This is a genomic window from Derxia gummosa DSM 723 (assembly GCF_000482785.1).
In the GTDB taxonomy this organism is placed as follows: Bacteria; Pseudomonadota; Gammaproteobacteria; order Burkholderiales; family Burkholderiaceae_E; genus Derxia; species Derxia gummosa.
The window spans coordinates 997,446-1,012,481 of sequence record NZ_AXWS01000008.1; the positions used below are offsets into that span (position 1 = coordinate 997,446).

At 67.8% G+C, this 15,036-nt stretch carries 18 protein-coding genes; 9 read left to right on the forward strand and 9 right to left on the reverse strand.

Annotation, left to right across the window (positions count from 1 at the left end; all coding sequences use genetic code 11):
* Nucleotides 1-16 precede the first annotated feature (16 nt).
* From H566_RS0110450 to H566_RS0110480, 7 genes are all read right to left on the reverse strand, one after another.
* Nucleotides 17-1,210 carry a tryptophan--tRNA ligase gene (locus H566_RS0110450; protein WP_281173120.1) on the reverse strand — a complete coding sequence of 398 codons (1,194 nt, stop codon included), beginning with the start codon at nt 1,208-1,210 and terminating at the stop codon, nt 17-19.
* A 43-nt stretch (nt 1,211-1,253) separates the two neighbouring features.
* Nucleotides 1,254-1,907 carry a site-2 protease family protein gene (locus H566_RS0110455; RefSeq protein WP_028311405.1) on the reverse strand — a complete coding sequence of 218 codons (654 nt, stop codon included), beginning with the start codon at nt 1,905-1,907 and terminating at the stop codon, nt 1,254-1,256.
* A gap of 45 nt (nt 1,908-1,952) precedes the next feature.
* The gene (locus H566_RS0110460) at nt 1,953-2,579 is read right to left on the reverse strand and encodes an L-threonylcarbamoyladenylate synthase (protein ID WP_028311406.1); all 627 of its coding nucleotides are present in this window, start codon (nt 2,577-2,579) and stop codon (nt 1,953-1,955) included.
* A 23-nt stretch (nt 2,580-2,602) separates the two neighbouring features.
* Nucleotides 2,603-3,499, reverse strand: coding sequence for a 3',5'-nucleoside bisphosphate phosphatase (locus H566_RS0110465; RefSeq protein ID WP_051378548.1), 897 nt, complete (start codon nt 3,497-3,499; stop codon nt 2,603-2,605).
* The gene (locus tag H566_RS0110470) at nt 3,496-4,386 is read right to left on the reverse strand and encodes an alpha/beta hydrolase (protein WP_028311408.1); all 891 of its coding nucleotides are present in this window, start codon (nt 4,384-4,386) and stop codon (nt 3,496-3,498) included. Before H566_RS0110470 ends, H566_RS0110465 begins: the two co-directional genes overlap by 4 nt.
* A gap of 147 nt (nt 4,387-4,533) precedes the next feature.
* On the reverse strand, nt 4,534-5,139 hold the full coding sequence (locus H566_RS0110475; RefSeq protein WP_028311409.1) for an OmpW/AlkL family protein: 606 nt from the start codon (nt 5,137-5,139) through the stop codon (nt 4,534-4,536).
* A gap of 220 nt (nt 5,140-5,359) precedes the next feature.
* Nucleotides 5,360-6,166, reverse strand: coding sequence for a ferritin-like domain-containing protein (locus H566_RS0110480; RefSeq protein ID WP_028311410.1), 807 nt, complete (start codon nt 6,164-6,166; stop codon nt 5,360-5,362).
* A 77-nt stretch (nt 6,167-6,243) separates the two neighbouring features.
* Between H566_RS0110480 and H566_RS0110485 the strand changes: the two genes are divergently transcribed.
* From H566_RS0110485 to H566_RS0110500, 4 genes are all read left to right on the forward strand, one after another.
* Nucleotides 6,244-6,648, forward strand: a complete 405-nt coding sequence (locus H566_RS0110485) for a hypothetical protein (RefSeq protein ID WP_028311411.1) — start codon at nt 6,244-6,246, stop codon at nt 6,646-6,648.
* Between the two features lie 17 nt (nt 6,649-6,665).
* Nucleotides 6,666-7,622 (forward strand): Hsp33 family molecular chaperone HslO, encoded by a 957-nt coding sequence (gene hslO / locus H566_RS0110490; protein ID WP_034411052.1) that lies wholly within the window; start codon nt 6,666-6,668, stop codon nt 7,620-7,622.
* A gap of 58 nt (nt 7,623-7,680) precedes the next feature.
* On the forward strand, nt 7,681-8,031 hold the full coding sequence (locus H566_RS0110495) for a hypothetical protein (protein ID WP_034411055.1): 351 nt from the start codon (nt 7,681-7,683) through the stop codon (nt 8,029-8,031).
* A gap of 195 nt (nt 8,032-8,226) precedes the next feature.
* Nucleotides 8,227-8,397, forward strand: a complete 171-nt coding sequence (locus H566_RS0110500; protein ID WP_156924373.1) for a hypothetical protein — start codon at nt 8,227-8,229, stop codon at nt 8,395-8,397.
* Between the two features lie 24 nt (nt 8,398-8,421).
* Here H566_RS0110500 and H566_RS0110505 read toward each other — a convergent pair whose 3' ends face one another.
* Nucleotides 8,422-9,177, reverse strand: coding sequence for an acetyltransferase domain-containing protein (locus H566_RS0110505; RefSeq protein WP_028311415.1), 756 nt, complete (start codon nt 9,175-9,177; stop codon nt 8,422-8,424).
* 151 nt (nt 9,178-9,328) lie between these two features.
* On the opposite strand from H566_RS0110505, the gene H566_RS0110510 reads away from it, so the two are divergent.
* From H566_RS0110510 to ftsB, 5 genes are all read left to right on the forward strand, one after another.
* Nucleotides 9,329-11,020: a CTP synthase gene (locus H566_RS0110510; protein ID WP_028311416.1), complete on the forward strand. Its 1,692-nt coding sequence runs from the start codon at nt 9,329-9,331 to the stop codon at nt 11,018-11,020.
* A 52-nt stretch (nt 11,021-11,072) separates the two neighbouring features.
* Nucleotides 11,073-11,927, forward strand: a complete 855-nt coding sequence (gene kdsA, locus H566_RS0110515; RefSeq protein ID WP_028311417.1) for a 3-deoxy-8-phosphooctulonate synthase — start codon at nt 11,073-11,075, stop codon at nt 11,925-11,927.
* A 96-nt stretch (nt 11,928-12,023) separates the two neighbouring features.
* Complete coding sequence (locus tag H566_RS0110520) at nt 12,024-12,308, forward strand: DUF1330 domain-containing protein (protein WP_028311418.1); 285 nt, start codon at nt 12,024-12,026, stop codon at nt 12,306-12,308.
* 20 nt (nt 12,309-12,328) lie between these two features.
* Nucleotides 12,329-13,612 (forward strand): phosphopyruvate hydratase, encoded by a 1,284-nt coding sequence (gene eno, locus H566_RS0110525; protein ID WP_028311419.1) that lies wholly within the window; start codon nt 12,329-12,331, stop codon nt 13,610-13,612.
* Between the two features lie 23 nt (nt 13,613-13,635).
* Nucleotides 13,636-14,058 (forward strand): cell division protein FtsB, encoded by a 423-nt coding sequence (gene ftsB / locus H566_RS0110530; RefSeq protein ID WP_028311420.1) that lies wholly within the window; start codon nt 13,636-13,638, stop codon nt 14,056-14,058.
* Between the two features lie 6 nt (nt 14,059-14,064).
* Here the strand turns inward: ftsB and H566_RS0110535 are convergent, their stop codons facing one another.
* Nucleotides 14,065-15,015 (reverse strand): LysR family transcriptional regulator, encoded by a 951-nt coding sequence (locus H566_RS0110535; RefSeq protein WP_034411056.1) that lies wholly within the window; start codon nt 15,013-15,015, stop codon nt 14,065-14,067.
* Nucleotides 15,016-15,036 lie beyond the last annotated feature (21 nt).

Here is a 15,036-nt window from a genome sequence, read left to right on the forward strand (position 1 = left end):
GTTCTTTCGCGGCCGCTCACGCGCCCAGGCCCATCGCCACGCGCACATCGCGCATGGTCTCGGAAGCGATCGCGCGGGCGCGGGCGTTGCCGGCGTCGAGCACGTCGCGCACGAGCGAGGGCTTGGCTAGATAGGGCTCGGCGCGTTCGCGCATCGGCTCCAGTTCCTTGACGATGGCCTCGGCCACCGGCGTCTTGCATTCGATGCAACCGATGCCCGCACTGCGGCAGCCGATCTGCACCCATTGCTTGGTCGCGTCGTCCGAATACACGAGGTGAAACTGCCAGACCGGGCACTTGTCGGGGTCGCCGGCATCGGTGCGACGCACGCGCTGCGGGTCGGTCGGCATGACCTTGACCTTCTTGCGCACGGCGTCGGGCTCCTCGCGCAGCGTGATCGTGTTGCCGTAGCTCTTGCTCATCTTCTGGCCGTCGAGGCCGGGCAGGCGCGAGGCCTCGGTCAGCAGCGCCTTCGGCTCGACGAGCACCTGCTTGGTGCTGCCTTCCAGAAAGCCGAGCAGACGTTCGCGGTCGGCGGCGGAGATGCTCTTGGCTTCTTCCACCAGTTTTTTCGCGGCGGCGAGCGCTTCGGCGTCGCCGTCCTGCTGGTACTTGACGCGCGCTTCGAGCACCTGCTTGCCGGCCTTGCCGAGCTTCTTCGAGGCCTCGATCGCCTTTTCTTCAAAGCCCGGTTCGCGGCCGTAGAGGTGATTGAAGCGGCGCGCGCATTCGCGCGTCAGCTCGATGTGCGGGATCTGGTCCTCGCCGACCGGCACATGCTTCGCGCGATAGATGAGGATGTCGGCCGCCTGCATGAGTGGGTAGCCGAGGAAGCCGTAGGTGCCGAGGTCCTTTTCCTTGAGCTTCTCGATCTGGTCCTTGTAGGTCGGCACGCGCTCCAGCCAGCCGAGCGGCGTGTGCATCGACAGCAGCAGGAAAAGCTCGGCGTGCTCGATGACGCGGCTCTGCACGAAGATCGTCGCGCGCTCGGGGTCGAGGCCGGCGGCGAGCCAGTCGGTGACCATCTCGGTCGTGGACCTGGCGATGATCGACGGGTCGTCATAGACGGTGGTCAGCGCATGCCAGTCGGCCACGAAGAAGAAGCACTCATGGTCGGCCTGGAGGCGCACCCAGTTCTTGAGCGCACCGTGGAAATGGCCAATGTGAAGCGCGCCGGTCGGGCGCATGCCGGAAAGGACACGGTCTTGCACGGAAGAATCCCGTCGATGAAATGAGGTTGGAAAGCCGGCGGCGTCAGAACTGGAACAGCGTCTGGATGAACCAGATGCCGAGGCTCACGAAGGGCATCATCAGCGTGGACAGCAGGCCGGTGACGATGAGCACCAGCACGATGATGAAGCCGTAGCGCTCGACGGACGCGTAGGCGAGGGAAAGCTTGCGCGGCAGCAGGCCGATCAGGATGCGTCCGCCATCGAGCGGCGGGATCGGCACCAGATTGAGCGCCATCAGCATGATGTTGAAGGTGATGCCGGCCTTGGCCATCGACAGGAAGAAGGGCTCGTCGACGCCGCCCGCATCGAGCAGCCGGTAGAACAGCGCCCAGCCGCAGGCCATCGCCAGATTGGCCGCCGGCCCGGCCGCCGCGACCCAGATCATGTCGCGCTTGGGATTGCGCAGGTTGGCGAAGTTGACCGGCACCGGCTTGGCCCAGCCGAACATGAAGCCGCCGCCGCCCGCGATGCGCGCCGAGATGAGCAGCAGCGCCGGCACCAGCAGCGTGCCGATCGGATCGATGTGGCGCATCGGATTGAGGCTCACGCGACCGAGCATCCAGGCCGTCGAATCGCCGAACATGCGCGCCACGTAGCCGTGCGCCGCTTCATGCAGGGTGATCGCAAAGATCACCGGAATCGCATAGACCGTGATGGTCTGGATGAGGTCGTCCATCGGTCGATGATAGCAAGGGGGCTATGACGCCCCGCCCGCCACACCTTAGCCCAGACCGAGCGGCCCGAGCGGCCCGCTGCCCTCGCGGATGAGCACGGGCGACGGGCCGCTCAGATCGACCACCGTCGTGCCGCGCCCCGAGCAGGCGCCGGAATCGATCACGAGGTCGAGCTGGCCCTTGAGGCGGTCGCAGATCTCGTCCGGATCGTTCAGCGGCTGCTCGTCGCCCGCGAGCAGCAGGCTCGACGACAGCAGCCCCTGCCCCGCCTCCTCCAGCAGCGCCAGCATCACCGGATGGTCGGGCACGCGGATGCCGATCGTCTTGCGCGACGGATGGCTCAGGCGACGCGGCACCTCGCGCGTGGCTTCGAGGATGAAGGTGTAGGCGCCCGGCGTCGTCGCCTTGAGCAGGCGGTACTGCTTGTTGTCCACCTGGGCGTAGGTCGAGATTTCGGACAGGTCGCGGCAGAGCAGCGTGAGATGGCGGCGCTCTTCGATGTCGCGGATGCGGCGGATGCGGTCGGCGGCGTCCTTGTCGTCGAGGCGGGCGACGAGCGCGTAGCAGGAGTCGGTCGGCGCGGCGATGACGCCGCCTGCCTCGATCACCTTGAGCGCCTGACGGATCAGGCGCGGCTGCGGGTCGGAGGGATGGATCGCGAATCGTTGTGTCATGGGAGGAGTGGTCTTGTTGAGGGTCAGCCGATGCCCCACTGGGCCCAGATCGGCTCGACCGAATCGGGCAGCGGCCCGAGCATGCCCGGCTCGACGCGGGATTCTCCGGCGCCGTGAAAGTCGCTGCCGCGCGAGGCCTTGAGGTCGAATTCGCGCGCGGCGAGCACGGCGCGGCGGGCGTCGTCGGCGGTGTGCGAGGCGCAGAGCACCTCGATGCCCTCGCCGCCGGCTTCCTTGAATTCTGCGATGAAGGCGTGGCGCTCCAGGTCGGAAAAACGGTAGCGGCCCGGATGCGCGATGACGGCCACGCCGCCCGCGCCGCGGATCCAGCCGATCGCTTCCTTCAGCTTCGCCCAGCGATGCGGGACGTAGCCGGGCCTGCCTTCGACGAGGTAGTTGCCGAACACCTCGCGCACATCGTCGCAGCGGCCGATCTCGACCAGCCAGCGCGCGAAGTGGCTGCGCGAGATGAGTTCCGGATTGCCGACGTACTTCATCGCGCCCTCATAGGCGCCGGGAATGCCGACCGCCGCGAGGCCGTCGGCCATCTCCTGCGCGCGTCCGGCGCGACCGCCGCGCGTGCGCTCCAGGCCGGCGACGAGCGCGGGATCGGTGATGTCGATGCCGAGGCCGACGATGTGCACCGTCTCTCCGGCCCAGGTGACGGACACCTCGACGCCGTGGATGAAGCCCATGCCGAGTTCAGTCGCGCGCTGACGGGCGCGCGCCACGCCGCCCACCTCATCATGGTCGGTCAATGCAAACCATTGCACGCCGTTGCGATGGGCACGCTCCACCACGTCTTCCGGTTCGTGGATGCCGTCGGAGATGTTGGAGTGGCAATGCAGATCGACGTTGACCGTGTACGGGTCGAAGGGCGTGCGCGGCTGTGGCGGGCGGCTGAGATGGATGGCGGTCATGGCGTGGTCTCCTGCGCTTCGACATCGGCGAGGAAGCGGTGAATCGCGGCGGCGCAGGCTTCGGGGACTTCGAGATGGACCATGTGGCCGCCGCCCGGAATTTCCAGTCGGGTCGCGTTACGAAGACCGGCGCCGCGCGATGCCATCTCGGCGTCGTTGCGGGCCTGACCGTCGCTGGCGGTGATCCAGAGCACCGGACATTCGATGGCCGCCCAGCTCGCCTCGGCCTCCTCGCGGCGGAACAGCGTCGGGTTGACGAGGCGATGGGCGCGATCGGCGCGCAGGGTCCAGGCGCCATCCGCGCGTGGCTCGGCCCAATGCTCGGCAAGCCAGCGCGCGCGATCGTCGGGCAGTTGCGGATGGTTGCGCCGGATACGCGCCGCAACCTCGTCGAGGCTGGCGTATCCGCCCCAGGGCGCGGCATGGGCGAGCTGGTCAAGCCAGCGCGCGTATCGGCGCGGCGCATCGGCGGGCCGGGTGGCGGGCGGTCCGAAGCCTTCGAGCGAAATCAGGCTGCGCACCCGCCTCGGCCGTGCCGCCGCGTAGAGCGCGCCGATCAGGCTGCCCATGCTGTGGCCGAGCAGATGGACGGGCGCGCTCGGCGAGATCGCGTCAAGCAGCGCGTCGAGATCGGCAAGGTAATCGGGGAACCAGTAGGACTCAACTGCCTTCTGCGCCGTGGCGTGTTCGCTTAGACCAAAGCCGCGCCAGTCGGGCGCCAGGCAGGCGCGCTCGCCACCAAGGGCATCGACCAGGAATTGGAACGAGGCCGAGACGTCGAGAAAGCCGTGCAGCAGGACGAGTGGAGCGCCCCCGTCAGCGGTCCACTCGCGCAAATGGATGCGCAGTCCGCGCAGGTCGAGAAATCGGGATTGGCAAGGCGTCATCGCACCGATGGTAGCGGCGCAGCCATTCCGGACGCCCAAAAAAATACCGCCAGCCCTGCATCACGGATGACGCGAGACTGGCGGGAAACAGCGGCGGCCTTTTGGGCACGCCGCCATGGCGCGATAGGTATTGCCGTGAGGCAGAAATCAGAAGCGGTAGCCGACGCCGACGCCGAAGAGCCACGGGTTGACGTTGACGGTGTCGGCCTTGACGCCGTTCTTGCGGAGATCCACGTCAAGCTTGATGTACTTGGCGTCGAGGTTGAGCGACCAGTTCTTGTCGAAGGCGAAGTCGACACCGATCTGACCGGCCGGGCCGATCGACTTGTTTTCCAGCGACAGGCCCGAGCCAGCCGGCAGGCTCACGCCCCAGATCTTCGTGAAGTTCACACCGGCACCGATGTAGGGCGTGATCGGCGTGCTGTTCGCGAAGCGGTACTGGGCAAGCAGGGTCGGCGGCAGGTGCTTGAGCGAGCCGATCTTCTGGCCCGACAGTTCGATGTCGTGGGTCTGCGGGTTGGTCAGCACCAGTTCGACCGAGATGTTGGGCGAGACGAAGTAGGTGATGTCGAGGTCGAGGAGCGCCTTGTCGGAAACGCGGATCGCCTGGTCGTTGTCGGTCTTGTCGGCGGTCTGCATCGTGAGCAGGCGGCCACGGACCATGAAGGGGGTTTCGGCCTGGGCCGGCATCGCGGCGGCAAGACCGGCGGCGATCAGGCCGGCAACCATCGAGGTCTTGAAGAGGGTGGTCATCCTTGGCTCCACGTGAGTGTTGGTGTTGTCGTGGCCCTTTTGCCGGGCCGTGCACGCCAGTGCGTGGAAAGGATTCTTGAGCCCGCTTCCGGCGCCGAATTTGCGTTTTCGCAAGCGCCGGACCGCCGTTCAGGGCAGGCGGTCCGGGGGTTGACGCGCATCAAGCGGCGCCGTGGCGTGACGGCAACAAGCGCTTGCGAAAGCCTCGTCCGCAGACGTTTCAGTCGCGCACGCCGGCAAAAGCGTCGAGCTGCTCGGGCGTGAACCCGGCCGCGAGCCGTGCCTCGGTATTGAACGGTGCCCTCGGCAGCCCGACGCGATAACGCTGTGCCAGCTCGACATGTGCGTTGGCGGGCGACAGTCCGTCGCGCTCGCACAGCCAGTCGTACCAGCGGTTGCCGATGCGCACATGGCCGACCTCGTCGCGCAGGATCACGTCGAGCACCCCGGCCGACTCGCGGTCGCCGGCCGACATGAGCTTGGCGCGGATGCCCGGCGTCACGTCCAGACCGCGCGCTTCCATCGTGCGCGGCACGAGCGCCATGCGCGCGAGCGGATCGACGGCGGTGCGCTCGGCCATGTCCCACAGGCCGTTGTGCGCACTGAAGTCGCCGTAGTCGTGGCCATGGGCGCGCAGCCGCTCGCGCAGAAGGTTGAAGTGCAATGCCTCTTCCACCGCGACGAGCAGCCAGTCGTCATAGAAGGCTTCGGGCATGCGGGCGAAGCGCCAGACCGCGTCGAGCGCGAGATTGATCGCGTTGAACTCGATGTGCGCCAGCGCATGCAGCAGCGCCGCCCGCCCCTCGACCGAGCCGACGCCGCGCGAGGCCACATCGCGCGCATGCACGAGTTCGGGCCGCGCAGGCCGCCCCGGCAGGCCGCCGGGATCGGCGATGACCGCGTCGGCATCGACCGCGCCGCCGGCCTTGCGTGCGGCGTTCAGCTCGGCCACAAGGGCGCACTTGCGGTCAGGATCGGGACAGGAAAGCGCGACGAGCGCGGCAGAGCGGAGTTCGAAAGCGGGCATGAGAAGATCGGCCGAGGCGCGCCGGACGGTGCGCCGGAAATGTCCGAACCATTCTAGCCAGCCGCCGTCACACGCCCATGAAGCTGCTGTTCCTGCTCGCCGTCGTGGCCATCGTCTATTTCTGGTGGAAAAAGAACGCGCGCGCCGTCGTTGCGGTGCGGCCACCGATGGTCAAGCGGCCGCTCGACGAGGCCCAGCGTCAGCTGTTCGCGCGCCTGCAATCGGCGCTGCCGAGCGCGATGATCCTGGCCCAGCCCAGCATCGCCCAGCTCGTCGAGAGCGATGACGCCAGCCTCGCCGCGGCCCAGCTCGACTTCGCCGTGCTTGGCCGCGATGCGCGCCCGATCGGCGTCGCGGTGCTCGCGCCGCTCGACCCGCGTCAGGAGACGCTGCTCACCGACGCCGGCCTGCGCGTCGCGCGCTTCAAGCCCGGCGCCCTGCCCGACGACCAGCAGATCCGCGATGCCTTCGGCTACCTGTGACGGCGCACCGAAACTCCATGGATGAACTCAGAAAACTGATCTTCGATACCGCGCCGGTGCGCGGCGAACTCGTCACGCTCGACGAGACCTGGCGCCATGTCGTCGGCCTGCACGACTACCCCGTGCCGGTGCGCGACCTGCTCGGCGAAATGCTCGCCGCCTCGGTGCTGCTGTCATCCACGCTCAAGTTCGACGGTTCGCTCGTGATCCAGCTGTTCGGCGACGGGCCGGTCAAGCTGCTCGTGGCCGAATGCGATTCGACGCTCGGCGTGCGCGCCACCGCCCGCCTCGGCGACAGCGCCGTCGTCGCCGACGACGCCACGCTGCGCGACATGGTGAATGTTGGCGGCACTGGCCGCATGTCGATCACCCTCGACCCGCGCAACCGCCAGCCGCATCAGCAGCCCTATCAGGGCATCGTTCCGCTCGAAGGCGACAACCTTGCCCAGGTGCTGGAGGGCTACATGACGCGCTCGGAGCAGATCGACAGCCGGCTCTGGCTCGCCTGCGACGGCACCCGCTCGACCGGCCTGCTCATGCAGCGCATGCCGGCCGAAGGCGGCGCCGCCGATCTCGACGAAGCCGCCGCCCAGGCCCGCGCCGCGCAGTTCACGGCCGACCTCGAAGCCTGGTCGCACCTGCAAACCCTGTCGGACACCGTCACCCGCGAGGAACTGCTCGCGCTGGCGCCCGAAGACATCGCGCGCCGACTGTTCTGGGACGAACAGGCGCGCATCCTGCCCGCGCGGCCGGTGCGCTTTTCATGTGCCTGCTCGCGCGAGCGTGTCGGCCGCATGCTGCGCAGCCTCGGCCGCGAGGAGATCGACTCGATCGTGGCCGAGATGGGCGCGGTCGCGGTGAACTGCGAGTACTGCAACAGCGCCTACCGCTTCGACTCGGTCGATGTCGCGCAACTGTTCGCGGCACCGAGCGCCGCCGAAGGCATCCGCGAAAGCGGTGAGCAGCGGCACTGAAGCCGGCCGGCCTCGGCGTGCGACCTTGGTGCTGCCGCGTCCGATTAGGGAGAAAACGATGCGCGTGATCCGTACCCTGAGTTTCATCGGCGCCGTCGTCGCCGGCGCCGGCTGCGCCACCACGCCGCCGGGCGGCCCGATCGCCCGCCTGCCCGAGGCCGCGCCTGCGGTCATCACCACACTGCCCGACGCAGAGCGCATCAAGCGCGAATCCGCCATCTCCGCCCAAGTCCTGCGCGATCAGGAAACCGCCGACCGCGTGGCAACCGAAGAAGCCCGTCTGCGCGCGCGGCGCGACCTCTACCTGCGCCCCGATCCGTTCTATCCGTACGGATATGGCAGTTATGGCTGGGGTCAGCCCTGGGGCTGGCGATCGGGCATCGGCGTGGGCATCGGCGGACGCTGGTAGGAACCGGCTCCTCCGCTCGTCGGCAGCACCCGACGGAAGGTGTGCAAGCGTGCGGTAATCCGCCCGGCGCAGATATTGCATCGCAGCAATTCGCCGGACCGGGCCTGGCGACGATGGATTCGGGCAGTCACCCGCATGGCATCGCCGCTCCCGGACCGGCGCCTGCCCTGTCCGTCCTTCCGCCCCGATGCCGCCATGTCCAAACCACATCACGACGACGATTCCCTCCTCGATCCGCTGGAGCGCGCCTATCTGCAGGTGCTCTGGTTCTCGACCGTGGTCTTTCTTCTGCTGTGCCTCGCGCGCAGCGGCAATAGCGACGAGCTCGCCGCCCTCGGTGCAGACTGGCTTGCCCGGCTCTGTTGATTGCGCAGCGCAGCAAGGGCCGCTTCAGCCGAGGCGGCGCAGCAGCATCAAGGCCCCAATGAGCAGCGGCTGATGCACGAGATAGATGGTCAGACTCCAGCGCCCGACATGCGCCAGCGCGCGACCGCCTGCCGTGCGCACCGGCACCGCGAGCAGGCGCGGCGTGCGCGCTCCGAAGCCGGCCCAGATCATTCCGAGCGCGAATCCGATCCACACCACGCCCAGCCAGGGCAGCAGCGGCACGAAGTCCTCGGTCGGTGGCTTGTCGAGATAAAGCCCGGTGATGTTGAGCGGCGGCGCGTTCATTCCGGCGCTGCCCGGCAGGCTGGCCAGTGCCAGCGCGGCCGTGCCGAGCACCGAGTTCAACCCGATGCCCCAGCGCCCGGTCAGCCTCACGATCAGCAGCGCCGCCGCGATGAAATGCAGCACCCCGAAGTAGATGAAGCGCGGGCCGAACATCGTCCAGCTGCCCGCGCTCACCAGCGCCGCCGCCGCGGCGATCCGCGCCCAGCGCTTCCAGAACGCGCCGGCGCCCACGCCGCGCACCTGCCGCAGCGCCAGCGATGCCCCGACCAAGGCCAGGAACAGGCTGACGATCACCGTCCGCCAGGCGATCCAGCCCGGCCGCGTGACCATGTCGGCGGGCGTCCAGCCAACGAGCCGGAACATCCCAAGGTCGTAGCAGAAGTGGTAGGCGACCATCATCGCGACGGCGAAGCCGCGCAGGGCGTCCACCGTGTCGATGCGGGTGTTGTCGGAGGTCTGGCGGGTCGGCCGCATGTGGCTCGGCAAGAGGATGGCTGAACGGCCGACGGTGGCCGGCGCGCAGTCTCCCACAGCGGCACGACCGTCTTCCACGGACGAACGGATGGGTCTTTGAGTGGAGCAGCCGGGCTGTCTGGCTATAATTTCCATTTCCCGGTGAGGCTCTATGACCAAGTATGTTTTCGTCACCGGTGGCGTGGTGTCTTCCCTCGGCAAGGGCATCGCGGCCGCTTCTCTCGCGGCGATCCTCGAATCGCGCGGCCTTAAAGTCACTCTCCTCAAGCTTGACCCCTACATCAATGTCGACCCCGGCACGATGTCGCCGTTCCAGCACGGCGAAGTCTTCGTGACGGAGGACGGCGCCGAGACCGACCTCGACCTCGGGCATTACGAGCGCTTCATCAGCGCCAAGATGCGCAAGGTCAACAACTTCACCACCGGCCAGATCTACGAGAGCGTCATCCGCAAGGAGCGACGCGGCGAGTACCTCGGCAAGACGGTGCAGGTGATTCCGCACATCACCAACGAGATCCAGGATTTCGTCGAGCGCGGCGCCAAGGCGTCCTTCGACGGCAAGGCCGACGTGGCCATCGTGGAAATCGGCGGGACGGTGGGCGACATCGAATCGCTGCCCTTTCTCGAAGCCGCTCGCCAGATGAGCCTGCGCCTGGGCCGCAACAGCTGCGCCTTCGTGCATCTCACGCTCGTGCCCTATCTGCCGGGCGCTGGCGAGCTCAAGACGAAGCCGACCCAGCACAGCGTCCAGAAGCTGCGCGAGATCGGCATCGTCCCGAACGTGCTGCTCTGCCGCGCCGACCGTCCGATTCCGGATGACGAACGCGCCAAGATCAGCCTGTTCGCCAACATCCCGCTCGACGCCGTCATTTCGGTGTGGGACGCCGACAGCATCTACAAGATCCCGAAGATGCTGCACGAGCAGAAGCTCGACGACATCATCTGCTGGACCCTCGGCATCTCCGCTGCGCGCGCCAACCTGTCGGTATGGGACGGTCTCGTCGATTCGCTCGAGAACCCGCAGCACGAAGTCACGATCGGCATGGTCGGCAAGTACGTCGATCTGACCGAGTCGTACAAGTCGCTGACCGAAGCGCTCACGCACGCCGGCATCCACACCCGCACCCGCGTGCGCATCGAGTACGTGGACAGCGAGGCGATCGAGGCAGAAGGCCCCGAGTCGCTGCGCAAGTACGACGCCATCCTCGTGCCCGGCGGCTTCGGCAAGCGCGGCGTCGAAGGCAAGATCGCCGCCGCCCGCTTCGCGCGCGAGAACGGCATTCCCTACCTCGGCATCTGCCTCGGCATGCAGATCGCGATGATCGAGATCGCGCGCGACTGCGCCGGCCTCGACGGCGCCAACTCGACCGAGTTCGATCCCGAATCGCCGCATCCGATCGTCGCGCTCATCACCGAGTGGTCGGACGCCAGTGGCCGCGTCGAGAAGCGCTCCGAGGATTCCGACCTTGGCGGCACGATGCGCCTCGGCTCGCAGCGCGTGCCGCTCAAGCCCGGCACGCTCGCGGCCAGCATCTACGGCCCCGACGTGAACGAGCGCCACCGTCACCGCTACGAAGTCAACAACAACTACATCGAGCGCCTCGAACAGGCCGGTGTGGTGATCGCGGCGCGCACGCCCACCGAAGGCCTGTGCGAAATCATGGAGCTCCCGCAGCACGACGGCGCGCTCAAGCATCCGTGGTTTGTCGGCGTGCAGTTCCACCCCGAGTTCACCAGCACGCCGCGCGACGGTCATCCGCTGTTCATCTCGTACATCAAGGCTGCGATCGCCAACAAGGAAGGTGCCCAGCCGGGCGCCTCGGCGCTCAAGGCGGTTGCCTGACGACCCATGCGGGGCGGCGAGCCTGCCCCGTCGCATCGCCCAGAGGAGACAGATGCAACTTTGCGGATTCGAGGTCGGCCTTGACCGACCCTTCTTCCTGATCGCCGGCCCCTGCGTCATCGAGTCGCGCGACCTCGCGCACGAGACCGCCGGCAAGCTCAAGGAAATCACCGCCGAACTCGGCATCCCCTTCATCTACAAGTCGAGCTTCGACAAGGCCAACCGCAGCTCGGGCAAGAGCTTTCGCGGTCTCGGCATGGACAAGGGGCTCGAAATCCTGGCCGACACCCGCGCTAAGATCGGCGTGCCGGTGCTGACCGACATCCACACCGAAGACGAGGTCAAGCCCGTCGCCGAGGTGGTGGACGTGCTCCAGACGCCCGCCTTCCTGTGCCGCCAGACCGACTTCATCCGCGCCTGCGCGCAGTCGGGCAAGCCGGTCAACATCAAGAAGGGCCAGTTCCTCGCGCCCGGCGACATGAAGAACGTGATCGACAAGGCCCGCGAAGCCGCGCGCGAAGCCGGTCTCGCCGACGACGTCTTCATGGCCTGCGAGCGCGGCGTGAGCTTCGGCTACAACAACCTCGTCAGCGACATGCGGTCGCTCGCGATCATGCGCGAGACGGGCTGTCCGGTCGTGTTCGACGCGACGCATTCGGTGCAGCTGCCGGGCGGCCAGGGCACCAGTTCGGGCGGTCAGCGCGAATTCGTGCCGGTGCTCGCGCGCGCGGCGGTCGCGGTCGGCATCGGTGGCCTGTTCATGGAAACGCACCCCGATCCGGCCAATGCCAAGAGCGACGGCCCCAACGCCGTGCCGCTCGGCCGCATGAAGGAACTGCTCGCGGTGCTTAAGGAACTCGACACGCTCACCAAGCGCGCCGGCTTTCTCGAAACCAACTTCGCGTGATCTGACGCAGGCGCGGCTGTTGCGCCGCGTCATCTTCCCGCGCGCTCTCGGCGCGCTTCGCGCAGAATCCGCCGCAGCCCAGATTCCCCCGCTCCCATGCCCGCCTACGTCGTCGTCAGCATCAACGTCAAGAAGCCCGAGCAGTACGCCGCCTATCAGCAGCTCGCCAAGCTCGCGGCCACCGCCTACGACGCAAAGCCGCTGGTGCGCGGCGGCCGCATGGAAGTCCTCGAAGGCCAGGCGCCCGAGCGCATGGCCATCCTCCAGTTCCCGACGATGGCCCAGGCACGCGCCTGGTACGACTCGCCGCAATACAAGCGCGCCCGCAACGTGAGAGGCGACGCGGCGCAGTTCGACGCGGTCATCGTCGAAGGTTTCTAACCACTCTCCCAAGGAAAACCATGTCCACGATCGTCGACATCATCGGCCGCGAGGTCATCGACAGCCGCGGCAATCCGACCGTCGAATGCGACGTGCTGCTGGAAAGCGGCGCGCTCGGTCGCGCCTCGGTACCGTCGGGTGCGTCCACCGGTTCGCGCGAAGCCATCGAGCTGCGCGACGGCGACAAGAGCCGCTTCCTCGGCAAGGGCGTGCTCAAGGCCGTCGACAACGTCAACACCGAGATCGCCGAAGCCATCATCGGCCTCGACGCGTCGGAACAGGCCTTCCTCGACAAGACCCTGATCGACCTCGACGGCACGGAAAACAAATCGCGCTTGGGCGCGAACGCGATGCTGGCTGTGTCGATGGCCGTGGCCAAGGCCGCCGCCGAAGACAGCGGCCTGCCGCTTTACCGCTACTTCGGCGGTTCGGGCGCGATGGCCCTGCCCGTGCCGATGATGAACATCATCAACGGCGGCGCCCACGCCGACAACAACCTCGACCTGCAGGAATTCATGATCCTGCCGGTGGGCGCGACGAGCTTCCGCGAAGCCATCCGCACCGGCGCCGAGGTGTTCCATTCGCTCAAGAAGCTGCTGCACGACAAGGGCCTGAACACGGCCGTCGGCGACGAAGGCGGCTTCGCCCCGTCGCTCACGAGCCATGAAGAGGCCATCAAGATCATCATCGAGGCGATCCAGCGCGCGGGCTACGAGCCGGGTTCGCAGGTGGCGCTCGGCCTCGACTGCGCGTCGAGCGAGTTCTACAAGGACGGCGTCTATCACCTCGAAGGCGAAGGCCTGAAGCTGTCGGCCGCCGATTGGACCAACATGCTGGCGACCTGGGTCGACAAGTACCCGATCATCACGATCGAAGACGGCATGGCCGAGAACGACTGGGACGGCTGGGCGCACCTGACCAAGGAACTGGGCAAGAAGGTGCAGCTGGTGGGCGACGACCTGTTCGTCACCAACACCAAGATCCTGAAGGAAGGCATCGAGAAGGGCATCGCCAACTCGATCCTCATCAAGATCAACCAGATCGGCACGCTCACCGAAACCTTCGCCGCGATCGAGATGGCCAAGCGCGCCAACTACACGGCCGTCGTGTCGCACCGCTCGGGCGAGACCGAGGACGCGACCATCGCCGACATCGCCGTCGGCACGAACGCGCTTCAGATCAAGACAGGCTCGATGTCGCGCTCGGACCGCATGGCCAAGTACAACCAGCTGCTGCGCATCGAGGAAGACCTCGGCGACGTCGCGTCCTACCCCGGCCGTTCGGCCTTCTACAACCTGCGCTGAGCGCCGGTTGAACCTCGTCTCCCATGCGCTGGATAGCTGTTGCCCTGTTCGCCCTGCTGGTGCTGATCCAGTACCCGCTCTGGCTCGGCGATGGCGGCTGGGCCAAGGTGTGGGAGCGCGAGGACACGGTCACGCTGATGCAGGCCCGCAACGCGGGTCTGCGCATGCGCAACGCGGGCCTCGCCGCCGAGGTCCGCGACCTGAAGGACGGCACCGCGGCCGTCGAGGAACGTGCCCGGCTCCAGCTCGGCATGATCCGCAATGACGAGGTCTTCGTTCAGATCCTCGATGCGAACGAGCCCGCGCCCGTCGCCCAGTCCCTGCTTCCGCCGCCGCCCGCCCCGGGCAAGCCGAATGGCGGCAAGCCTCCCGCCGCCCCCGCCAGGGCCGCGACACCGACGGTGAAGCCGGCAGCCGCGTCACCCGCGCCCGCCAACCGTCACTGAATTCTCTCAAGCCTGCGCGAATGCCGCGCGCGCCCTCGCCTCGAACGGCCGTGCCTGTTCGATCAGCCAGTCGATCGCCGCGCGCATCAGCGCCGACTGATGCTCCCGATTCGCATAGAGCAGTTGCACCGGCGCCGGCTCGCCGGTCCAGTCGGGCAGCAGTCGCAGCAGCCGGCCGGCCGCAAGATCGTCGGCGACATCGATCCAGGCCTTGAACGCGAGGCCGCGCCCCGCGACCGCCCAGTCGCGCACGAGCGCGCCGTCGTCGCTGACGCAGCGCGGCTCGATCTTCATCTCGCGCGACTCGCGTCCGCGCGTGAAGCGCCAGCGGTCATGCACGCGCGCGCCGCCCGCCACCGGACTCAGCATCCAGGCGACGCAGGCATGGCCGGCGATGTCGTCCGGCGTGGCCGGCGCGCCCATGCGCTCGACATAGGTCGGCGCCGCGACTAGGACGCGCCGGTTCGACGGCAGCAGGGCCCGCGCGATCAGGCCGCTGTCGCGCATCTCGCCGTAGCGCACCGCGAGATCGACCGGCTCGCGATAGAAATCGGCCAGCCGGTCGGACAGCGCCAGACTCAGCCTCACCTCGGGATGCCGCGACTGGAAGTCGTCGAGCCAGCCGCGCAGCAGCGCGCGCCCGAAATCCGACGGCGCCGAGATGCGCAGTTCGCCGCGCAGCCCAGCACGGTCACCGGCGACGCTGTCGAGCCCTTCGGCCAGCGCTGCAAGCGCGCGTCGCGCATGGACGATGTAGCGCTCGCCCTCGGGCGTGAGCCGCAGCGCGCGCGTCGAGCGCAGCATCAGCCGCGCGCCGAGCCGGGCTTCGAGCCGCTTGAGGCTGGCGCTCGCGCTCGCGGGCTGGAGATCGAGTTCGCGCGCCGCCTGCGACAGGCTGCCGAGTTCGGCGGCGCGCACGAAGAGTTCGAGATCGGCAGGAGCGGGCAAGGCGGGCATGGGCGGCGGCGGAAGGCAACG